Annotated in this window: 20 protein-coding genes and 3 tRNA genes; 18 read left to right on the forward strand and 5 right to left on the reverse strand. The window is 63.8% G+C overall.

Features of this window, described 5'->3' with window-relative positions; translation table 11 throughout:
* Positions 1–217: 217 nt before the first annotated feature.
* From ACYRGX_RS11450 to ACYRGX_RS11510, 13 genes are all read left to right on the forward strand, one after another.
* A complete protein-coding gene (locus ACYRGX_RS11450; RefSeq protein WP_473052608.1) occupies positions 218–1,186 on the forward strand; it encodes a GlxA family transcriptional regulator in 969 nt (322 codons plus the stop codon).
* Positions 1,187–1,278: 92 nt separating this feature from the next.
* Positions 1,279–1,692 carry a group III truncated hemoglobin gene (locus ACYRGX_RS11455; RefSeq protein WP_473052609.1) on the forward strand — a complete coding sequence of 138 codons (414 nt, stop codon included), beginning with the start codon at positions 1,279–1,281 and terminating at the stop codon, positions 1,690–1,692.
* A gap of 250 nt (positions 1,693–1,942) precedes the next feature.
* Positions 1,943–3,163 carry an aspartate aminotransferase family protein gene (locus ACYRGX_RS11460; RefSeq protein WP_473052610.1) on the forward strand — a complete coding sequence of 407 codons (1,221 nt, stop codon included), beginning with the start codon at positions 1,943–1,945 and terminating at the stop codon, positions 3,161–3,163.
* Between the two features lie 51 nt (positions 3,164–3,214).
* Positions 3,215–4,228, forward strand: a complete 1,014-nt coding sequence (gene aruF, locus ACYRGX_RS11465; protein WP_473052611.1) for an arginine/ornithine succinyltransferase subunit alpha — start codon at positions 3,215–3,217, stop codon at positions 4,226–4,228.
* Between the two features lie 19 nt (positions 4,229–4,247).
* Positions 4,248–5,255 (forward strand): arginine N-succinyltransferase, encoded by a 1,008-nt coding sequence (astA, locus tag ACYRGX_RS11470; protein WP_473052612.1) that lies wholly within the window; start codon positions 4,248–4,250, stop codon positions 5,253–5,255.
* A 47-nt stretch (positions 5,256–5,302) separates the two neighbouring features.
* Positions 5,303–5,581, forward strand: a complete 279-nt coding sequence (locus ACYRGX_RS11475; protein WP_473052613.1) for a topoisomerase II — start codon at positions 5,303–5,305, stop codon at positions 5,579–5,581.
* A gap of 71 nt (positions 5,582–5,652) precedes the next feature.
* A complete protein-coding gene (gene ltaE / locus ACYRGX_RS11480; RefSeq protein WP_473052614.1) occupies positions 5,653–6,675 on the forward strand; it encodes a low-specificity L-threonine aldolase in 1,023 nt (340 codons plus the stop codon).
* A gap of 94 nt (positions 6,676–6,769) precedes the next feature.
* Positions 6,770–9,394: an alanine--tRNA ligase gene (gene alaS / locus ACYRGX_RS11485; RefSeq protein ID WP_473052615.1), complete on the forward strand. Its 2,625-nt coding sequence runs from the start codon at positions 6,770–6,772 to the stop codon at positions 9,392–9,394.
* 70 nt (positions 9,395–9,464) lie between these two features.
* A complete protein-coding gene (locus ACYRGX_RS11490; RefSeq protein ID WP_473052616.1) occupies positions 9,465–10,697 on the forward strand; it encodes an aspartate kinase in 1,233 nt (410 codons plus the stop codon).
* A 169-nt stretch (positions 10,698–10,866) separates the two neighbouring features.
* Complete coding sequence (csrA, locus tag ACYRGX_RS11495) at positions 10,867–11,052, forward strand: carbon storage regulator CsrA (RefSeq protein WP_084339110.1); 186 nt, start codon at positions 10,867–10,869, stop codon at positions 11,050–11,052.
* 59 nt (positions 11,053–11,111) lie between these two features.
* Positions 11,112–11,202: transfer RNA gene (locus ACYRGX_RS11500), tRNA-Ser, on the forward strand.
* Between the two features lie 96 nt (positions 11,203–11,298).
* A tRNA-Arg gene (locus tag ACYRGX_RS11505) sits at positions 11,299–11,375 on the forward strand.
* Positions 11,376–11,446: 71 nt separating this feature from the next.
* A tRNA-Arg gene (locus ACYRGX_RS11510) sits at positions 11,447–11,523 on the forward strand.
* A gap of 46 nt (positions 11,524–11,569) precedes the next feature.
* Here the strand turns inward: ACYRGX_RS11510 and ACYRGX_RS11515 are convergent.
* Positions 11,570–12,046, reverse strand: coding sequence for a hypothetical protein (locus ACYRGX_RS11515; protein ID WP_473052617.1), 477 nt, complete (start codon positions 12,044–12,046; stop codon positions 11,570–11,572).
* Between the two features lie 313 nt (positions 12,047–12,359).
* Here ACYRGX_RS11515 and mgtE point away from each other — a divergent pair, with 313 nt between their 5' ends.
* The 4 genes from mgtE to ACYRGX_RS11535 all read left to right on the forward strand — a co-directional run bounded on the left by mgtE (position 12,360) and on the right by ACYRGX_RS11535 (position 17,203).
* Positions 12,360–13,802, forward strand: a complete 1,443-nt coding sequence (mgtE, locus tag ACYRGX_RS11520) for a magnesium transporter (protein WP_473052618.1) — start codon at positions 12,360–12,362, stop codon at positions 13,800–13,802.
* Positions 13,803–14,028: 226 nt separating this feature from the next.
* Positions 14,029–14,271, forward strand: coding sequence for an OadG family protein (locus tag ACYRGX_RS11525; RefSeq protein WP_473052619.1), 243 nt, complete (start codon positions 14,029–14,031; stop codon positions 14,269–14,271).
* A 16-nt stretch (positions 14,272–14,287) separates the two neighbouring features.
* A complete protein-coding gene (gene oadA, locus ACYRGX_RS11530; protein ID WP_473052620.1) occupies positions 14,288–16,057 on the forward strand; it encodes a sodium-extruding oxaloacetate decarboxylase subunit alpha in 1,770 nt (589 codons plus the stop codon).
* 9 nt (positions 16,058–16,066) lie between these two features.
* Positions 16,067–17,203: a sodium ion-translocating decarboxylase subunit beta gene (locus ACYRGX_RS11535; RefSeq protein WP_473052621.1), complete on the forward strand. Its 1,137-nt coding sequence runs from the start codon at positions 16,067–16,069 to the stop codon at positions 17,201–17,203.
* A 61-nt stretch (positions 17,204–17,264) separates the two neighbouring features.
* Here the strand turns inward: ACYRGX_RS11535 and ACYRGX_RS11540 are convergent, their stop codons facing one another.
* Positions 17,265–17,594: an Arc family DNA-binding protein gene (locus tag ACYRGX_RS11540; RefSeq protein ID WP_473056675.1), complete on the reverse strand. Its 330-nt coding sequence runs from the start codon at positions 17,592–17,594 to the stop codon at positions 17,265–17,267.
* Positions 17,595–17,923: 329 nt separating this feature from the next.
* Here ACYRGX_RS11540 and rluB point away from each other — a divergent pair, with 329 nt between their 5' ends.
* Complete coding sequence (rluB, locus tag ACYRGX_RS11545; RefSeq protein WP_473052622.1) at positions 17,924–19,036, forward strand: 23S rRNA pseudouridine(2605) synthase RluB; 1,113 nt, start codon at positions 17,924–17,926, stop codon at positions 19,034–19,036.
* Positions 19,037–19,087: 51 nt separating this feature from the next.
* On the opposite strand, the gene ACYRGX_RS11550 is transcribed toward rluB, so the two are convergent.
* The 3 genes from ACYRGX_RS11550 to mupP form a co-directional block, all read right to left on the reverse strand.
* The gene (locus tag ACYRGX_RS11550) at positions 19,088–20,017 is read right to left on the reverse strand and encodes a GGDEF domain-containing protein (RefSeq protein ID WP_473052623.1); all 930 of its coding nucleotides are present in this window, start codon (positions 20,015–20,017) and stop codon (positions 19,088–19,090) included.
* Between the two features lie 208 nt (positions 20,018–20,225).
* Positions 20,226–20,966, reverse strand: coding sequence for a YciK family oxidoreductase (locus ACYRGX_RS11555; RefSeq protein WP_473052624.1), 741 nt, complete (start codon positions 20,964–20,966; stop codon positions 20,226–20,228).
* Positions 20,967–21,057: 91 nt separating this feature from the next.
* Positions 21,058–21,729 carry an N-acetylmuramic acid 6-phosphate phosphatase MupP gene (gene mupP, locus ACYRGX_RS11560; protein ID WP_473056676.1) on the reverse strand — a complete coding sequence of 224 codons (672 nt, stop codon included), beginning with the start codon at positions 21,727–21,729 and terminating at the stop codon, positions 21,058–21,060.
* Positions 21,730–21,732 lie beyond the last annotated feature (3 nt).

Consider the following 21,732-nt stretch of genomic DNA (forward strand, 5'->3'; position numbering starts at 1 on the left):
GTTGTTTCGGCGAAAAGAGACGACGCTTGTCAAGGCAGGGTCGCCCGAAGCAGGGGCCTTCTGTAAGATCATGTCGCATTGTGGAAATCGACGGCGTGCTGGCGCCGCTAGAATGCCGCACACTTTTGCGCCCGGGGCACCCACAAGGTTGTCTCATCGGCTCAGAGCCCTCTCGACGTAGCCTTATGCAGGCCGAACGAGGCTACACTCGACCACCATGACAGCCCATCGAATCGGTTTCTTGATCTGGCCCGGCACCCGGGCGGCCACCCTTTCGCTGGCCGAGGAGGCCTTGCGTAGCGCCGCCCGTCACGGGGCAGAGTCGCGCTACGAACTACGTTTCCTGCATGCCGAATCGATGCCCGAACAGGGGGCCTGGCGTCTGCCGGGCGAACCTTGGGACGGACAACTGGACGATCTGCAGCGCCTGTTTCTGGTGGCCGACGAGCCTGTCACGCTGGCTCCGGTCCTGGCCGCGGCACTGCGCCAATTGGCGCGCGACGGATGCGTGCTGGGCGCGTTCTCGGCCGGGGTCTATCCGCTGGCTCAATCCGGTCTGCTCGATGGCTATCGCACGGCGGTGCATTGGCGCTGGCAGGACGACTTTTCCGAACGCTTCCCCAAGGTCATCGCCACCAGCCATCTGTTCGACTGGGACCGTGACCGCCTCAGCGCCTGTGGTGGACTGGCGGTGCTCGACCTGATGCTGGCGCTGCTCGCCCGCGACCAGGGCGCGGAGCTGGCCGGTGCGGTGAGCGAGGAGCTGGTGGTCGAGCGCATCCGTGAGGGTGACGAGCGCCAGCGCATCCCGCTACAGAATCGCCTGGGCTCCAGCCATCCGAAGCTGACCCAGGCGGTGCTGCTGATGGAGGCGAATATCGAGGAGCCGCTGACCACCGATGAGATCGCCCAGCATGTCTGTGTCTCCCGCCGGCAGCTGGAGCGCATCTTCAAGCAGTATCTGAACCGCGTGCCCAGCCAGTACTACCTGGAGTTGCGCCTGAACAAGGCGCGCAGCCTGCTGATGCAGACCAGCAAATCGATCATCCAGATCGGCCTGTCCTGTGGCTTCTCCTCGGGGCCGCATTTCTCCAGTGCTTACCGCAACTTCTTCGGCGCCACGCCGCGCGAGGATCGCAACCAGCGGCGTGGTTCCGGTCATTTTGAGCAGGTGCGTAGCGTCTAGGGGCGAAGGCTCGCATTATTGATCCGGGTCGGTTGTGTTCGTCCGTGGTGCTGCGATCATCGGGCATTTGCCAGCCCTCGGAGGGAATCGCCATGCCCGTGACCGAACAACAGATCGACGAACTGGTTCGTACCTTCTACGGTCGTGCGCGCCGTCATCCGGATCTCAGTCGGGTCTTCGCCGATGTGCATGACTGGGAGGCGCACTTCCAGGTGGTCGCCGACTTCTGGTCCCATGCCCTGTTGGGCACCAAGCGCTATGCGCGCTCGCCATTTCCCCTCCATATCAACCTGCCGATCGAGCGCCAGCATTTCGAGCAATGGCTGACGTTGTTCCGTCAGGCCGCCAGCGAGACGCTGCCAGCCGATGCCGCAGCGCAGGCGGTGGCGCGCGCGGAGCACATGAGCCAGAGCTTTCGCGCCGGTCTGTTTCCTTTCGATCGGCCGACGCACCCGGGAGGTTGCGGGGCCGGTCAGTGCGCCGGTCACGCGGCAAAGCCTGCCTGAGCACGAGCGCCGCCTGGCCTATTGGCTATAGCCCGGCTCGTGAGTGGGGCTTTCTGCGTTTCGCGGCGTGAGCCTCCCGCGCAAGTTTCTTTGCCTGCCCCCTGCCGGGCGGGGCCCTGCTGCGTTTACACTGCGCGCATGAAGCAACCGTGGCCGTTGGCTTAACAAGTTGTCGCCTGGCGACAAGGCTGCCGGTCGGTTCCTTTCTAGAATCCCTATCAATTCGCCAGTCATGGCAGGAGAACGCCTGATGTCCGCTCCGCACGCGCCCGTCGAACGCGCAGATTTCGACCAGCTGATGGTTCCCAGCTACGCCCCCGCCGCCTTCATTCCGGTGCGCGGCCAGGGTTCGCGCGTTTGGGATCAGCGAGGGCGAGAACTGGTGGACTTCTCCGGCGGGATCGCGGTCAACGCGTTGGGCCACTGCCACCCGGTGATCGTCGAGGCGCTGACCGCCCAGGCGAATACGCTCTGGCATGTCTCCAACATGTTCACCAACGAGCCGGCTCTGCGCCTGGCGCGGCGGCTGGTCGAGGCGACCTTCGCCGAGCGGGTGTTCTTCTGCAACTCCGGTGCCGAGGCCAACGAGGCCGCCTTCAAGCTCGCACGGCGTGTGGCGCATGACCGTTTTGGCGCCGACAAGTACGAGATCATAGCGGCCGAAAGCAGTTTCCATGGTCGTACCCTGTTCACCGTCAGCGTGGCTGGCCAGCCGAAGTACTCCGACGGTTTCGGGCCGCGTCCGGCGGGCATCCATCACGTACCGTTCAACGACCTGGCCGCCCTCGAGGCGCTGATCAGCGAGAAGACTTGCGCGGTGGTGCTCGAGCCGATGCAGGGCGAGGGCGGCGTGCGTCCGGCGGACAAGGCCTACCTCGAAGGCGTACGCAAGCTGTGCGACAAGTACGATGCACTGTTGGTCTTCGACGAAGTGCAATGTGGCATGGGCCGCAGTGGCGAGCTGTTCTCCTACATGCATTACGGCGTTGTGCCGGACATCCTCTCCAGCGCCAAGAGCCTGGGCGGTGGTTTCCCGATCGGCGCCATGCTGACCACCCACGCGCTGGCCAAGCACTTCTCCGTTGGCGTGCACGGCACGACCTACGGCGGCAATCCGCTGGCCTGTGCGGTCGCGGATGCGGCGGTCGGCTACATCAACACGCCCGAGGTGCTGGAGGGTGTGAAGCAGCGCTCGGCGTATTTCCACGAAGCGCTCAAGCGCCTGGGCCACGAGTACGGTGTGTTCTCCGAGGTGCGCGGGCTGGGTCTGCTGATCGGTGCGGTACTTGCCGAAGGCTGGAAAGGTCGTGCGGGCGAATTGATGGCCGCTGCCGAGCGCGAGGGACTGATGATCCTGCAGGCGGGGCCCGACGTGATGCGCCTGGCGCCGAGCCTGGTCATCGAGCAGGCCGACATCGATGAAGGGCTCGCACGCCTGGAACGGGCGATCGCGGGCATGCAGGTCGCCTGAGCGACTGTTCCAGGAGCCCCCGCCTCTGGCGGGGGACGGAGGAGTGAAACGATGTTGCTGATGCGTCCCGCGCGCGCGGAGGATCTGCCCGAGGTCAGGCGCCTGGCGGCTGCCAGTCCGATCGGGGTGACCTCGCTGGCGGACGATGATGAGCGCCTGCGTGAGAAGATCGCGACGTCCGAGGCCTCATTGGCTGCGGAGGTCGGCTTTGCGGGCGAGGAAAGCTACTTCTTCGTGCTCGAGGATGTCGGCAGTGGCCGTTTGCTCGGGTGTTCGGGGATCACCGCGTCGGCCGGTTATTCCGCGCCGTTCTACAGCTTTCGCAACGAGACCTTCGTACACGCCGCACGTGAGTTGAAGATCCACAACAAGATTCACGTGCTCTCGCTGTGCCATGACCTGACCGGCGAGACGCTGCTGACCAGCTTCCACATCGACGAGGGCGTTTCCGCCGAGGCTGCCGAGCTGATTTCCCGCGGGCGCCTGCTGTTCATCGCCGACCATCCACAGCGTTTTGCCGATGCGGTGGTGGTGGAGATCGTCGGGCTCTGCGATGAGCGGGGTGTGTCGCCCTTCTGGGAGGCCGTGGGGCGCAATTTCTTCGCCATGGACTACGCCGAGGCCGAGCGCATCTGCGGCCTGAAGAGCCGCACTTTCCTTGCCGAGCTGATGCCGCATTATCCGATCTACGTGCCGCTGCTGCCCGACGAGGCGCAGGACGCCATGGGTGAGGTCCACGCTCGCGCGCAGACCAGCTTCGATATCCTGATGCGTGAAGGTTTCGAGACCGATCGCTACATCGATATCTTCGATGGCGGCCCCACGCTGCACGCCAAGACCCACAACATTCGCACCATCTCCGCCAGTCGGCGCCTGACGGTGAGACTGGGCGGCGCGCCGGGGGAAGGGGAGCCGCATCTGGTCGCCAATGGTCGGCTGGACGACTACCGGGCCCTGTTGCTGGCGCTGCCGGTCCCTGATGAGGGCAGCGTGATGCTGGACGCCGATGCCGCTGCGCTGCTCGGTGTCGCCGAGGGTGACGAGCTGCGTGTGATTGCCCTATGAGTCGCGAAGGATTACTCCAATGATCGTACGCCCCGTCAGCGCCGCCGACCTGCCTGCGCTGCTCGACCTGGCGCAGTGCTCCGGTAGCGGGCTGACTACTCTGCCGGCGGACGAGCGGCGCCTGGCCGAGCGGGTGGCGCGCGCCGAGCAGAGCTTTCGCGGCGAGCTGGAACCTGCCGACGCCGACTACCTGTTCGTACTCGTCGACGATGAGGGCGAGCTCCTGGGCATCAGTGCCATCGCCGCGGCGGTCGGGCTGCGCGAGCCCTGGTACAACTACCGCCTCGGGCTGACCGTCAGCGCCTCTCGCGAGCTGGGAATCCATCGCGAAACGCCGACGCTGTTCCTCGTCAACGACCTCACCGGACATACCGAGCTCTGCTCGCTGTTCCTGCGTCCGCAGGTGCGGGGGCGCGGGTTGGGGCGGATGCTCGCCGCGGCACGCCTGCTATTCATTGCGGAGCACCGTGGATTGTTCGGCGACAAGCTGATCACCGAGCTGCGTGGCATTTCCGAGGACGGGCATTCGCCGTTCTGGGAATCGCTCGGCCGGCACTTCTTCAAGATGGAATTCTTTCAGGCGGACTACCTCACGGGGGTCGGTCACAAGGCCTTCGTCGCCGAGCTGATGCCCAAGTTTCCGCTGTATACCTGTTTTCTGTCCGCAGCGGCCCGCGAGGCCCTCGGCCGCGTCCATCCCGACGCTGCGCCAGCGCAGCACATGCTGCTGGGCGAAGGCTTCTCGCACCAGGGCTATGTCGACATCTTCGATGCCGGCCCCGCGCTGGAGTGTCCCACGGACAAGGCGCGCGCCGTGCGTGACAGCCAACTGCTGGTCCTCGCCGTGGGGACTCCGGGAGACGAGGCGTCGTCCTATCTGATTCACAACCGCCGTCGTGAGCAATGCTTGATCAGCGTGGCGCCGGCGCGTGTCGCCGCCGGTACCCTGGTGGTCGACCTGGCAACCGCACGCCGCCTCAAGCTCACCGCCGGTGCCCAGGTGCGTGCGGTGCGCCTGGCGCCCTGACGGCCCATCCTCGCCGCGCTCGGCGCGGCACATCTGCGGAGTATCCCATGGCCTTGCAATTGATTCTGGAAGACACCGACGGCACCCAGCTTGAGACCTCCTGCACCCGTTTCGCGGTGATGTGGCAAGGGCGCGAGGTCTGGGTCCAAGCGGTTGGCGATCAACTGCTGATCGGCGTCGACGTGGAGGAGAGCGACACCGAGTACGCCAACCTGCTGCTGCGTCCGCAGGCGACCAACCTGGTCAGCCTGCAGTTGGAAATGGAACGCATCGAGCAGGACGACCACGACCACGAGCATGGCCCGGACTGCGGCTGCGAGCACTGAACCGGCGTTTTTGCCCGGCGCCAGGGTAAAGGGAGTAGCATCGGATCCCCCTGTTTCGGAAAGGCCCTGAGATGCTCGTCGACCTGCGCAGCGATACCCTTACCCAACCCACGGCCGGCATGCGCCAGGCAATGGCTTCCGCCGTCGTTGGCGATGATGTCTATGGCGAGGACCCGAGTGTCGCGCGTCTCGAGGCGGAACTCGCCGAGCGACTGGGGTTGGAGGCCGGGTTGTTCGTGCCCAGCGGCACCATGAGCAACCTGCTGGGATTGATGGCGCATTGCGAGCGCGGAGACGAATACCTGGTCGGCCAGCAGGCGCACACCTACAAGTACGAGGGTGGCGGGGCCGCGGTGCTCGGCTCCATCCAGCCCCAGCCGGTGGAGATGGAGGCCGACGGCAGCCTGTCCATCGAGCGCTTGGAATCCTACGTCAAACCCGATGATCCGCACTTCGCGCGCACGCGCCTGCTGGCGCTGGAAAATACCATGCAGGGCAAGGTCCTGCCCCTGGAGTACCTGGCTAAGGCGCGAGCCTTCGCCGATCGCCATGGCCTGGGCCTGCATCTGGATGGCGCACGCCTGTTCAACGCCGCGGTAGCGCTGGACATCGACCCGTTGGTGATCAGCCGGCATTTCGACTCCGTTTCGGTGTGTCTGTCCAAGGGGCTCGGGGCTCCAGTGGGGTCGGTGCTGTGCGGCAGTACCCCGCTGATCGCGCGTGCCCGCCGTTGGCGCAAGATGCTCGGTGGCGGCATGCGCCAGGCCGGAGTGCTCGCGGCCGCGGGGCGTTATGCCCTGCGGCACCAGGTCGAGCGCCTGGCCGAGGATCATGCCAACGCGCGCCGGCTCGGGGCGGGGCTTGCCGAGCTGGGCTATCGGGTCGAGCCGGTGCAGACCAACATGGTCTACGTCGATATCGGCGCGGCCGCCGCTGACCTGCGGGATTTCGCCGCAGCCCGCGGCGTTCGCCTTTCCGCGGCCCCGCGACTGCGCATGGTGACGCACCTGGATGTCGATGCCGGTGGCATCGAGCGGGTGATCGAGACCTTTGCTGCCTTCAGTGCTGAACCTGGCCTGGTCGATCACGGATAAAAGCTATACAGCGCCCCCTGCGGGCTCGATATAATGCGGCCCTTTGCCCGGGCTACGCCCCGGGCTCGCCGCAAGCACGTTCTGGACGAATTCAATGAAAAGCGCAGAAATCCGTGAAGCCTTCCTGAGCTTCTTCGAATCGAAGGGGCACACCCGCGTCGCCTCGAGTTCGCTGATCCCGGCGAACGACCCGACGCTGCTGTTCACCAATGCCGGGATGAATCAGTTCAAGGACTGCTTCCTGGGCCTGGAGAAGCGCGCCTACAGCCGCGCCACCACCAGCCAGAAGTGCGTGCGCGCCGGCGGCAAGCACAACGACCTGGAAAACGTCGGCTATACCGCGCGTCACCACACCTTCTTCGAGATGCTCGGCAACTTCAGCTTCGGCGACTATTTCAAGCGCGACGCTATCACCTATGCCTGGGAATTCCTGACCTCCGAACAGTGGTTGAACCTGCCCAAGGAAAAGCTCTGGGTCACCGTCTACGCCAGTGACGACGAGGCCTACGACCTCTGGACCAAGGAAGTCGGCATTCCCACCGAGCGCATGATCCGCATCGGTGACAACAAGGGTGCGCCCTACGCGTCCGACAACTTCTGGGCGATGGGTGATACCGGTCCGTGCGGTCCCTGCACCGAGATCTTCTTCGACCATGGCGAGCACATCTGGGGCGGCCCGCCCGGCTCGCCGGAAGAGGACGGTGACCGCTACATCGAGATCTGGAACAACGTCTTCATGCAGTTCAACCGCACGGCTGACGGCGTCATGCACCCGCTGCCGGCTCCGAGCGTGGACACCGGCATGGGCCTGGAGCGCATCAGTGCGGTACTGCAGCACGTCAACTCGAACTACGAGATCGACCTGTTCCAGAACCTGCTCGACGCTGCCGCACAGACCATCGGTTGCGCCAACGAAGGCCAGGCCTCGCTCAAAGTCGTGGCCGACCACATTCGCTCGTGCAGCTTCCTGATCGCCGATGGCGTGCTGCCGTCGAACGAAGGTCGTGGCTACGTGCTGCGCCGCATCGTTCGCCGCGCCTGCCGCCACGGTAACAAGCTGGGCGCCAAGGGCACCTTCTTCCATCGCATCGTCGCCGCGCTGGTGGCGGAGATGGGCGATGCCTTCCCCGAGCTCAAGCAGCAGCAGGCGCACATCGAGCGCGTACTGCGTACCGAGGAAGAGCAGTTCGCCAAGACCCTGGAGCAGGGGCTGAAGATCCTCGAGCAGGATCTGGCGGAGCTGCAGGGCAGCGTGATTCCCGGTGAAGTGGTGTTCAAGCTTTATGACACCTATGGTTTTCCGGTCGACCTGACCAACGACATCGCCCGCGAGCGCGAGCTGACCCTCGACGAGGAAGGCTTCGAGCGCGAAATGGAAGCCCAGCGCCAGCGCGCGCGCGCCTCCAGCGCCTTCGGCGTGGACTACAACGCGATGCTCAAGGTCGAAGGGCAGACGCACTTCCTCGGCTACGAGGCGACCCAGGCCGCGGCCAAGGTCGTTGCGCTGCTGCGCGACGGCATGGCGGTGGACGCGCTCAAGGCGGGCGAGGAGGGTGTGGTCGTGCTCGACCAGACGCCGTTCTACGCAGAATCGGGCGGCCAGGTCGGCGATGGCGGTTACCTGGAAGCCGAGGGGCTGCGTTTCGATGTGCGCGACACCACCAAGGCCGGTGGCGCCTTCCTGCACCACGGCGTTGTCGCCAGTGGCTCGCTGGCGCTGGGTGCAACCGTCGAGGCGGTGGTGGATGCCTCGGTGCGCCAGGCGACTGCGCTTAACCACTCCGCCACCCACCTACTGCACGCGGCGCTGCGCCGTGTGCTCGGCGACCACGTGACGCAGAAGGGCTCGTTGGTCGATAGCCAGCGCCTGCGCTTCGACTTCAGCCATTTCGAGGCGATCAAGTCCGAAGAGCTGAAGGCGATCGAGGACATGGTCAACCTGGAAATTCGCCGCAACACCGCGGTTGGCACCGAAGAGACCGATATCGAGACCGCCAAGGCGAAAGGCGCGATGGCGCTGTTCGGCGAGAAGTACGGGGAGACCGTGCGTGTGCTGACCATGGGCGGCGACTTCTCCGTGGAGCTGTGTGGCGGTACCCACGTGTCGCGTACCGGCGACATCGGCCTGTTCAAGATCATCAGCGAAGGCGGTGTCGCTTCCGGCGTGCGGCGTATCGAGGCGGTCACCGGCGAGGCCGCTCTGGCTTGGCTCAATGGCGCCGAGGAAAAGCTCAAGGAAGCGGCAGGCCTGGTCAAAGGCAGTCGCGACAACCTGCTGGACAAGCTCTCGGCCCTGCTCGAGCGCAACCGTCAGTTGGAGAAGGAGCTGGAGCAGCTCAAGGCCAAGGCCGCGAGCAGCGCCGGCGACGATCTGGCCGGACAGGCCGTGGAGATCAAGGGCGTCAAGGTGCTGGCCTCGCGTCTCGATGGGCTGGACGGCAAGGCGCTGCTGGCACTGGTCGACCAGTTGAAGAACAAGCTGGGTAGCGCGGTGATCCTGCTGGGGGGGGAGCTCGATGGGAAGGTCGTGCTGGTCGCTGGCGTGACTGCCGATCTGACGGCCACGCTCAAGGCGGGTGAGCTGATGAAGCAGGCCGCAGCCGTGGTCGGCGGCAAGGGAGGCGGTCGCCCGGACATGGCCCAGGGCGGCGGCAGCGAGCCGGCGAAGCTGGAGCAGGCGCTGGCGCTGGCCACGGGCTTCGTCGAAGGCGGGCTCTGATTTCGGGCGGGGCTCCGTGCCCCGCGATAGAGGACTGGAGGGCCCGTGCGGGCCCCGGACGGCAAGACAGATGGCGTTGATCGTACAGAAATTCGGTGGAACCTCGGTAGGAAGTGTCGAGCGCATCGAGCAGGTGGCCGAGAAGGTCAAGAAATTCCGTGAGAACGGCGATCAGATCGTGGTCGTCGTCTCGGCCATGAGTGGTGAGACCAACCGCCTGATCGGTCTGGCCAAGCAGATCAGCGAGCAGCCGGTGGCGCGCGAGCTGGACGTGATGGTCTCGACGGGCGAACAGGTGACCATCGCCCTGCTGTCCATGGCGCTGATCAAGCGCGGCGTGCCGGCGGTTTCCTATACCGGCAGCCAGGTACGCATTCTCACCGACAGCGCGCACACCAAGGCCCGCATCCTGCAGATCGACGACGCCAACATCCGTGGTGACCTCAAGGCTGGCAAGGTCGTGGTCGTCGCTGGCTTCCAGGGCGTCGACGAGAACGGCAACATCACCACGCTCGGTCGTGGCGGCTCGGATACCACGGGCGTGGCCCTGGCCGCGGCGCTCAAGGCTGACGAATGCCAGATCTACACTGATGTCGATGGCGTCTATACCACCGACCCGCGGGTCGTCCCGCAGGCGCGGCGGATGGAGAAGATCACCTTCGAAGAGATGCTGGAAATGGCCAGCCTCGGTTCCAAGGTGCTGCAAATCCGCTCGGTGGAGTTCGCCGGCAAGTACAACGTACCGCTGCGTGTGCTGCACAGCTTCAAGGAGGGTCCGGGGACCCTCATTACCCTAGATGAAGAGGAATCCATGGAACAGCCGATCATCTCCGGCATTGCCTTCAACCGCGACGAGGCCAAGCTGACCATCCGCGGTGTGCCGGACACTCCCGGTGTCGCGTTCAAGATCCTCGGCCCGATCAGTGCGGCGAACATCGAAGTCGACATGATCGTGCAGAACGTCTCGAACGATAACACCACCGATTTCACCTTCACCGTCAATCGTAATGACTACGTGACGGCGACCGACATCCTCAAGAACACCGCGCAGAACATCGGGGCGCGCGAGGTCAGCGGCGACGTGAACATCGCCAAGGTGTCCATCGTCGGCGTCGGCATGCGCTCCCATGCGGGCGTTGCCAGCCGCATGTTCGAAGCGCTGGCCAAGGAGAGCATCAACATCCAGATGATCTCCACCTCGGAAATCAAGGTCTCCGTGGTCATCGAGGAGAAGTACCTGGAACTGGCCGTGCGCGCATTGCATACCGCCTTCGAGTTGGACGCCCCCTCCCGGCAAGACTGAGTCCGTCGGCGCCGGCTCTAACCGGCGCCTTCTGTCGATTGGCTCGGTGTGCCAGGAACTTTACAAGCCTGCTGACTGGTCAATACTGGGGCATGAGTGCTTCTGGACGAAGCCGGGCGAATTCGTGTCATTGCGTTGAAGTATTTTCGAATCTGAAGGAGAAAAAGGAATGCTGATTCTTACTCGCCGGGTAGGAGAGACCTTGATGGTCGGTGACGAAGTCACCGTTACCGTGCTGGGTGTGAAAGGCAATCAGGTACGTATTGGGGTCAATGCCCCCAAGGAAGTCGCTGTGCATCGTGAAGAGATCTACCAGCGCATCCAAAAAGAGAAAGATCAAGAGCCAAGCCACTAATTTTTCTCAAATTTTGGCTTTGCAAACGGGGTGAATGTGAGTATCATGCGCCCCGTTGCGGAGAGGTGGCCGAGTGGCCGAAGGCGCTCCCCTGCTAAGGGAGTACATCTCAAAAGGGTGTCGGGGGTTCGAATCCCCCCCTCTCCGCCATTTGCTACAAAGGGATCCTTGGCTGAGCTAAGTGATTGAATCGAAAAGATTTAATGCTTGCAAAGCAGCGAAAGTTCTCTATAATGCGCGTCCCACGCACTCATAGCTCAGCTGGATAGAGTACCCGGCTACGAACCGGGCGGTCGGAGGTTCGAATCCTCCTGAGTGCGCCATCTTACGAGTGGAGTCGAACGTGTTTCGATGAGGCTCGACCAGCGGTGATCTGGTCTATCAAGCGCCACACGCACTCATAGCTCAGCTGGATAGAGTACCCGGCTACGAACCGGGCGGTCGGAGGTTCGAATCCTCCTGAGTGCGCCATACCGAGAGGCCCGCAGCGATGCGGGCCTTTTTTTTGTGCGCATTTTCACTTGACGCAGCCGTGCTCGTCGAACGTGACCTGGCGCGTGCGTTCCTTGCGATGCTCGTAGTAGTAGCGCAGTTGGCCATTGCTGGCCCGGGTGCGCTGCGGTTGTCCGAAGGCGCTTTCGACATCGCTTCGACTCATCCCTTTGCGCACCTCGCCGCGAATGATTGCCTGGCGTTTTTCTCGGGCATCGAGCAGGTTGCCGCAGCCATCGTCTCGCTCTCCGACCACTACGGCCTCACGACGTTGGCCCTGCTGGGGCTTCGGCGCTTCCTGGGGGGTGGCCATCGGAACGACCTGATCGCCACCGGGCGGCGGGTTGTAAACCTCCACTTGCGTGGCAGTGCTGCCCGCGCAGCCATTGAAGCTGAACCCGACGCGGCCATTGGCGTCGATACAACGGCTGACATTGGCGGCTTCGCTGGTGGCCGTCATCGCGAAGATCAGGATGGCGAAGGGGTAGGGGCTGATGGGCATTGGACACTCCTTGTCTCGCGCAGCGGCCAGTCTAGGTCGATGGGCGATGCGCGTGGCTGCCAGTGCCTCCAGTTGTGCGCAAGATCGCACCCTTCACCTCGACTTTTTTCCAACAGTGCGCCGCAACTCCTTGTTATTCGCGGTTTTGTCTCTGGAAAGCCTGCGCCGGGGTGGTATCATTTCTCGGTCTACCCCATTCAGGCCTGCAGGGCCACACCTATGGACTTACCCAGTAGTCGCTTCGTAGCACGATTGACCGATCGCGTAACGACTGATTGACCCTCCGGCGCGCGCCGTGGGGATGGAGCGCGCCATGACCGAAGCAGAAGCCCGGAAACCGCAAGAAAGCCTGCAGGATCGCCTCGCCCAGGTGGTCGAACTGCTGCATCGTCATCGCCTCGTCGAGGAACTGACCCACCGCCAGGAGGGCCAGCACCATGACCGTGTCGAGCAACTGGTGCATCGACAAAACCTCGTCGAGCTGCAGCGCAAGCTCGACGACCTCCACCCCGCGGACGTAGCCCACATCCTCGAGGCGTTGCCGCTGGAAGACCGCCTGACGGTCTGGCAACTGGTGCGCTCGGAGCGTGACGGCGACATCCTCCTTGAGGTTTCCGACGCCGTTCGAGAATCCCTGATCGCCGACATGGACGATCACGAGATCCTCGCCGCCGCCAAGGACATGGATGCCGATGAGCTCGCGGACCTCGCGCCGGAGCTGCCGCGCGATGTCGTCCACGAGTTGATGGAAAGCCTGGATGCGCAGCAGCGCGAGCGGGTGCGCTCGGCCCTGTCCTATGAAGAGGATCAGGTCGGTGCGCTGATGGACTTCGAGATGGTGACCATCCGCGAGGATGTGACCCTCGAAGTCGTCCTGCGCTATTTGCGGCGGCTGAAGGAGCTGCCCGGGCATACCGACAAGCTCTTCGTCGTCGATTACGACGGCGTGCTCAAGGGCGTGTTACCGGTCAAGCGGCTGCTGGTCAACGATCCGGACAAGCAGGTTGCCGAATTGATGGCGGTCGATCCGGTGGCCTTCCATCCCGATGAGGATGCCTACGAGGCAGCCCAGGCGTTCGAGCGTTACGACCTCATCTCGACCCCGGTGGTCGACAAGCACGGCAAGTTGATCGGCCGCCTGACCATCGACGAGATCGTCGACCTGATTCGTGAGGAGAGCGAAAGCGAAGTCCTCAACATGGCGGGTCTGCGCGAGGAGGAAGACATCTTCGCCTCGGTCTGGAAGTCGGTGGGCAACCGCTGGGCCTGGCTGGCGATCAACCTGATCACGGCGTTCATCGCCTCGCGGGTGATCGGCCTGTTCGAGGGTGCCATCGAGACGCTGGTGGCGTTGGCCGCTTTGATGCCGATCGTTGCGGGAATCGGTGGCAACTCGGGTAACCAGACCATCACCATGATCGTTCGCGCCATGGCGCTCGATCAGGTCAGTACCGGCAATACCTCGCGTCTGCTGCGCAAGGAACTCGGTGTGGCGCTGATCAACGGGGTGCTCTGGGGGGGCGTGATCGGCTGCGTGGCCTGGTATCTCTACGGTAACTGGGCGCTGGGTGTGGTGATGACTGCCGCGATGACGCTTAACCTGCTGCTGGCCGCGCTGATGGGGGTGCTGATTCCCATGACGTTGGTCCGGCTCGGTCGTGATCCGGCTATGGGCGCCAGCGTGATGATCACCGCGATGACCGACAGCGGCGGCTTCTTCATCTTCCTCGGGCTCGCCTCGCTGTTCCTGATGTAAGTCAAGCGGCCGCCCCGTGCGGCCGCTCCCGCCATTGCCAGTCATGGCGATGCGGGCTAGTTTCCATGGGTCTGCCCCGGTTTCATTCGCGAGCCGCAGATGGCCGCGCCGCGTTGTCGCCAGAGATGACCTGTGGATAGGCGCAGGGCGCGGCGGTGAATGAAACGGGAACAGGCCCTAAGATCGGTTCGGCGAGGGTGTGCCGGGCGCTTATTCAGGAGGACGGATGAATTCATCGGAGTACCTGCTCGAAGGCCTCGAACTCATGCTCTATGGCATGGGTAGCGTGTTCGGCTTCCTTATCCTGCTGGTCATGGTCGTTGGAGTGATGTCGCGCGTGCTCGCGCGTTTTCCCGCTCCCGCCCCTGTGCCTGCCGCGCGCGTGCCTGCTGCGCGTGATGACGTCGATCCCATCCTGCTTGCCGCCATCCAGGCGGCCATTCATCAGCATCGCGCGCGGCGCGGTTGACCAGAAGGATCTGTAGATGACCGCCAGACGACCGCTCGGCATCACCGACGTGGTGCTTCGTGACGCCCACCAATCCATTCTCGCCACCCGTCTGCGCCTGGACGACATGCTGCCGATCGCGGCCAAGCTCGATCGCGTCGGATTCTGGTCCCTGGAGTCCTGGGGTGGTGCGACCTTCGATGCCTGTATCCGTTACCTCGGGGAGGACCCGTGGGAGCGTATTCGCGAGCTGAAGAAGGCCATGCCCAATACCCGTCAGCAGATGTTGCTGCGTGGCCAGAACCTGCTGGGTTATCGGCACTATGCGGATGATGTGGTCGATTGCTTCGTCGAACGTGCGGCGGCCAATGGCGTGGACGTGTTCCGTGTGTTCGATGCGATGAACGACCCGCGTAACCTGCAGCGCGCGCTGTCCGCGGTACGTCAGGTGGGGCGTCACGCCCAAGGGACGCTTTCCTATACCACCAGTCCGGTGCATAACCTGCAGACCTGGCTGGACCTTGGTCGGCAGATCGAAGACATGGGTGCGGACTCGCTGGCGATCAAGGACATGGCCGGTATTCTCACGCCCTACATGGCCTACGAGCTGGTCAGTCGGCTCAAGGCGAGCCTGGCGATCCCGATTCACATGCAGTGTCATGCCACTGCTGGCCTGTCGACTGCGTCGATTCTCAAGGCGGTAGAGGCGGGCATCGACAACGTGGACACGGCGATTTCTTCCATGTCGATGACCTACGGGCACTCGCCGACCGAGTCGGTGGTGGCGATTTTTCAGGGTACGGATTACGACACCGGGCTCGACCTGTCGCTGCTCGAGGAGATCGCCGCGTACTTCCGCGAGGTGCGCGCCAAGTACGCCCGCTTCGAAGGCAGTTTGCGTGGGGTGGATTCGCGAATCCTGGTTGCCCAGGTTCCTGGCGGCATGCTCACCAACATGCAGAGTCAGCTCAAGGAGCAGGGCGCGCTGGAGCGTTTCGACGAGGTTCTCGCGGAGATTCCGCGGGTTCGCGAGGATCTCGGGTTCATCCCGCTGGTAACGCCCACGTCGCAGATTGTCGGAACCCAGTCGGTGATCAACGTGCTCACCGGAGAGCGCTACAAGAGCATCACCAAGGAAACCGCCGGTGTGCTCAAGGGCGAATATGGCGCGGCTCCTGCGCCTTTCGATGCCCAACTGCAGGCGCGTGTGCTGGCGGGGGCGCAGGCGCTGACCTGTCGGCCGGCCGATTTGCTGCAGCCAGAAATGGCGCGTCTCACCGACGAGTTGCAGGCGATTGCCTCGGAGAAGGGCATCCGCCTGGCTGACGCGGCGGTGGATGACGTACTGACCTACGCCCTGTTTCCGCAGATCGGTCTGCGCTTTCTCGAGCGCCGTGGCGATCCTTCCGCGTTCGAGGCGCCGCCGGGGCAGGAGGTCGCAGCGCCCGGGCAGCCGGCGATATACACCGTGGAGGTCCAGGGGCAGCGTTTCGTCGTGCAGGTCGATGAGGGCGGTGATATCCAAGGATTGAAGTCGCTAGCCGTTGGGGCGCCCGCTGCGCCCATGGCGCAGGCTGCCAGCGAGCCGGTGGGCGGCGAGGCCCAGGCAGCTCCCCTGGCCGGAAATATCTTCAAGGTGCTGGTGCAACCCGGGGACACGGTCGCCGAGGGGGACGTGGTCATTATTCTCGAGGCGATGAAGATGGAGACCGAGATTCGAGCCTTCCGGGCAGGCCGGGTGACTGCCGTCGACGTCAAGGTCGGGGATGCGGTATCGCTCGGTGCCACCTTGCTGAGCATTGGCTGAGGAGATCGCATGGACAGGCTACTCAAGCTCTGGCAAGGCGCCGGGCTCTATCACCTGGAGTGGGGGCAGGCGGTCATGATTCTGGTCTGCCTGGGGCTGATCTACCTGGCGATACGCAAGGGCTTCGAGCCGTTGCTGCTGGTACCTATCGGCTTCGGCGGGTTGCTCGCCAACCTGCCAATGGCAGGCATGGCCGAAGGCGCAGGTGTGCTGCACCTGTTCTATGAGGTGGGGCTGCCGACCAGCGTGTTCCCGTTGCTGATCTTCATGGGCGTCGGGGCGATGACCGACTTCGGCCCCATGCTCGCCAACCCCAAGACCCTGTTGCTCGGGGCGGCGGCGCAGTTCGGCATCTTCGGCACCTTGCTCGGAGCACTGGCGCTTTCCGCCGCGGGTATTCCGGGATTGGAGTTCACACTGCGCGAGGCCGCCTCGATCGCCATCATCGGCGGTGCGGATGGACCCACTTCGATTTTCGTGACCTCGCGTCTGGCGCCCGATCTGCTGGGGCCCATTGCAGTGGCCGCCTATTCCTACATGGCGCTGGTGCCGCTGATCCAGCCACCCATCATGCGCGCCCTGACTACCCCCGAAGAGCGCGCGATCGTGATGCAGCAGTTGCGGCCGGTATCCCAGGCGGAAAAGATCGTCTTTCCCCTGGTGCTATGCCTGCTGGTTGGCCTGTTGCTGCCGGATGCGGCGCCCCTGGTCGGGATGTTCGCCTTCGGCAACCTGTTGCGTGAAAGCGGTGTGGTCGAGCGCCTGGCGGATACCGCGCGAAACGCGCTGATCAATATCATCACCCTGGCCCTGGGCCTGACGGTGGGCGCCAAGTTGTCCGCGGAGTCCTTCCTGCAGCTCAAAACCCTGGGCATTCTGGTGCTGGGCATGCTGGCGTTCTGCGCCGGCACAGCGGCTGGCGTGTTGATGGCGAGGCTGATGAATCGCTTCAGTCGCGTGAAGATCAATCCCCTGATCGGTTCCGCGGGCGTCTCCGCGGTGCCGATGGCGGCACGCGTCTCCAACAAGGTGGGGCTGGAGGCCAATGCGCAGAACTTCCTGCTGATGCATGCAATGGGCCCGAACGTTGCCGGGGTAATCGGTTCGGCCGTGGCGGCCGGGGTATTGCTCAGCTTCGTGGGGTAGAGCCCTGAATGAAAAGCCACCCTAAGGCGGCTTTTTCATACCCGATACGTCAGGGGCGTGATCAGGCTTCTTCCGCCTCGGCCAGCTCTGCATCATGTGCAATGAGCGAGACCAGTGCGTTTTGCTGGCGACGCGAGAGCTGGCGGAATCGCTGCAGAAGCTCACGCTCGTGCAGGCTCAGCTCGGGGCTGTCCAGGCGCATGTCGAGATCGTCGTCGAGAGAGCCTTCCTGGATCAGGCTTTGCTCCAGGCGCGCGATGATTTCCGAGTTCATGCTGCGATGATGATTGCGCGCAACGTCGGCAATCCTGTCGCGCATGCCGTCGGGCAGACGAACAACAAATTTATCGGCTGTGCGGCTGGAGTAGGAAACCTGTTTCATGGGTTGCATATTGTGACCAATGAGTTCGTGTAGAAGAAAAGCTGGCAACCGGTTGCACCAGCCCGTCAGACCTTCGAAACGTCCAAGAGTTCCATCTTTCAAATGGCATACAATTACTTGACGCCAAATATGCGACGAATTTTTTTTTATGTAAAGGCTTTGTGCCAGCAAAAATTGGCTGCTGCCGTGGCTTGTGACTAAGCTGCAATCGCATCAGCGCGCGCCACTGCTCGTGACCGCTCGGTCATGCATCGCAAACGACTTCGGCTATCGCCGCGCCCTGCTTGCGCGTATGATGCGCGCCCTCGTTGAACCATGACCCACCGGGAGGTGCCCAGATGAGTGAACACAACGAAGACGAAAAAGTACGTGGCGAGAAACTGCAGAAAGTCCTGGCTCGCATGGGGCTTGGCTCGCGACGTGATCTGGAAGTCTGGATCGGCGAAGGCCGCGTCAAAGTCAATGGCGAGGTGGCGAGCCTCGGTCAGCGTGTCGAACCCCGTGACGCCATCGCGCTCGATGGGCGCCTGCTCAAGCGTGACAGTGCCGCCGAAGTCGTGCGCCGCGTGTTGATCTACAACAAGCCCGATGGTGAGGTCTGCACGCGTAGCGATCCGGAGGGCCGGCCGACGGTATTCGATCGCCTGCCGCGCTTGCAGTCGGGGCGCTGGATCAATATCGGTCGCCTGGACATCAATACCACCGGCTTGCTGCTGTTCACCACCGACGGTGAATTGGCTAATCGCTTGATGCATCCCTCTTACGAGATGGACCGCGAGTACGCCGTGCGCGTGCGTGGCGAAGTGACCGAGGAAATGCTGCAGAGCCTCCTCGATGGCGTGATGCTCGAGGACGGCCCGGCGAAGTTCACCGATATTCAGGAAGCACCCGGTGGCGAAGGTTTCAACCACTGGTATCACTGCGTGGTGATGGAAGGGCGCAACCGAGAGGTGCGCCGGCTCTGGGAGTCCCAGGGGCTGGTGGTCAGCCGCCTCAAGCGCGTACGTTTCGGGCCGGTATTCCTCACCTCGGATCTGAGCATGGGTCGCTGGCGCGAGATGGTTCAGGGCGAGGTGGATATCCTGGCGGGCGAGGTCGGCCTTGAGCCGGTTGCGTTGCCGGAGCTCAAGGGCAAGGTGCGCGAGAAGATCGAGCGTCTGCAGAAGAAGTCGGCCAAGCCGTTGGCGCCCAGCGAGCGTCCCGGACGTGCGCGGCGCAACGGCGATAAACCCAGGGCGACTGGCAAATCCCGTGATGAGTCCCGCCCGCGCAAGAGCACCACCGAGGTGGCCGAGCGCCCGCAGGATATCACTCGCGAGAAGCGTGCGCCGCGTGGCGGCAAACCGCAGGCGGGTGAAGAGCGTCCGGCTCGCCAGCCTCAGGGCGCTCCGGCCAAGCGTCGCCCGCGTCCGGCGAGTGAAGGACAGCGCCCGGGGTTCGGTCGGCGCTGAGTGAGGTGGCCTGTCGTTTCGCGCGTAGCCGGGCGAAACGACAGGCGATTGCTAGTTCTTCATGACCAGCCGATTGCGGCCTTCGCGCTTGGCCTGGTAAAGGCCGTCATCGGCGCGACGCAGCAGGCTCGCCGGGGTGTCGTCGGGTTGGAGGCTGGCCCCGCCGATACTGACAGTAAGCGGCAGACGCTGTCCTGCCGACTGCAGATTGAGCTGCTCCACGGCCTGGCGCAGACGTTCGCCCACCACGCCGGCTGCCTCGCTGGCGGTATTCGAGAGCAGGATCAGGAATTCCTCGCCGCCGAAGCGGAAGACCATGTCGACCTTGCGCAGTTGGTTGGTGAGGCTCAGCACCACCGCTACTATGGCGCTGTCGCCCACTGAATGTCCGTAGTCATCGTTGAGGTGCTTGAAGTGGTCCAGGTCGATCATCAACAGCGTCAGCGGTTGGTCATGGCGATGGGCGATAGCGACCTCGCGCGGCAGCACTTGCTCCATGGCTGCCCTGTTCGAGGCCCCCGTCAAACTGTCGCGCAGGCTGTTCTGCACGGCCTGGCGATAAAGCAGGGTGTTGCGCAGGGGGTAGAAGAGGGCGCCCAGCAGGGACTCCAGTTGCGCCAGCTCACCATCCTCCAGGCGCGTGCTGCGGCGGAAGGCGATGTCGCCCAAGGCCTCACCCTCGTGGCTCAATGAATAGCTGACCGAGTGCTGCGCGCGTTCGCCCAGCTCACTGTACAGGCCGCTGGCGGGGTGGCGGTATTCCATGCCATCCAAGGGAATCAAGCGCTGGATTTCGGCGAAGAACAGGCTGAGCAGCCGCTCCGTCTCCAGTGTGGTCTGAAGCTTCAGGTTGAGCTGCTGATGCAGCTCTGGCAGCGTCGCCGGCTGCAGGGGCTGGGTCGAAGAGACATTGGCTCCGTTGCGGCGCAGGCGCGCCGCGTCGAAGTCGATGGTGTTCTTGGGCGAGCTGTGTTGAACCATGGCGACTGACCTTTGATGCCCACGCTGATGTGGGTAATGCAGGGTCGTAAGCCAGTTCCGTGCCAGTTAGCCAACTCATTGATTTAGAAGAATTTAATCTTCTTCTTTGACGGATGGCGGCAAATTGCCGGCGTTTGGCATGGCAATTTGATGCCGGTCGTCGGGGGTGAGACGAAAATCTGACACCTTTACCGACGGCCTTGAGGCTTCACTGGGCGTCGAAAGCCTGTCCATTGACGCCCTGGCTGTCCGGGCCGAGCAGGTACAAGTAGACGGGCATGATTTCTTCGGGCGATGGGTTGTTCATCGGGTTTTCTGCCGGATAGGCGTGGGCGCGCATTTCCGTGCGCGTAGCGCCGGGGTTGACGCTATTGGCGCGTACCTGGGCGACGCCATCGCATTCGTCGGCGAGCACCTGCATGAGGCCTTCGGTGGCGAATTTGGAGACGGCATAGGCGCCCCAGTAGGCACGCCCCTTGCGACCGACGCTGGACGAGGTGAAGACCACGGATGCGTCAGGGGAGAGTTTCAGCAGCGGCAGCAGGGTGCTGGTGAGCATGAACAGGGCGTTCACGTTGACCTGCATGACGCGCATGAAGTTGTCGCCCGAGAGCTGTTCCAGCGGCGTGCGCGGACCGAGGATGGAGGCGTTGTGGAGAATGCCGTCGATATGGCCGAACTCCTTTTCCAGCGTGGCTGCCAGTTCGTCGTACTGGTGGGGCAGGGCGATTTCCAGATTGAGTGGGATCACCGCGGCCTGAGGGTGGCCGGCGGCCTCGATTTCGTCATAGACCCGATTCAGGTTTTCCTCGTTGCGTCCCAGCAGCAGGACGGTAGCGCCATGTGCGGCGAAGCATTTCGCGGCTGCGGCGCCGATGCCCCGGCCGGCGCCGGTGACGAGGATGGTGCGGCCGGCGAGCAGGTCCGGGCGAGCGTTGTAGTCGAACATGGGGCTCCTTGACGCGACCTGCGGGGCAGGTGGGGGCGATGGGTGGGTCGGGGCACGCCGGCGCTTTTTCTTTTGATTTGCGCGGGGCCGTTCAGCAACCGCAGAGTGCGCGCTCGAGTACGGCGCGAAGTTCCAGTGGGTGATCGACCACGACGTCCGCGCCCCAGTGGCGGGGGTTGTCGTCGGGGTGGATGTAGCCATAGGTGACGGCCGCGGTCTTGCTGCCGGCGGCGCGTCCGGATTCGATGTCACGCAGGTCATCACCGACGAACAGCACGCTCGACGGATCCAGGTCGAGTTGCTGGCAGGCCAGCAGCATCGGCTCCGGGTCGGGTTTGCTGCGGCTGACATGATCGGGGCAGATCAGCAGCGCCGAGCGTTGCGCCAGTCCCAGGCCCTGCATGATCGGCTCGGCGAAGCGCAGCGGCTTGTTGGTCACCACGCCCCAGAGAAGACGTGCCCGCTCGATCTCCTCGAGCAATTCGCTGATGCCGTCGTACGCGTGGCTGTAGACCGCGCAGTGGTCCTGGTAGCGATCGAGGAACTCCAGGCGCAAGGCTTCGAACTCCGGCGACAGGGGATCCACCTCGAAGGTCTGCACGATCATCGCCCGGGCGCCGCCGGACACCACGTCGCGCACGGCCTGCTCGGCCACGGGTGGCAAGTGGCGGGCTGCGCGCATGGCCTGTATCACCGCGACGAAATCCGGCGCGGTATCGAGCAGGGTTCCATCCATGTCGAAGAGCACGGCACGCAAGCGCATGGG

The sequence above is a fragment of the Pseudomonas sp. R4-15 genome (assembly GCF_055768815.1).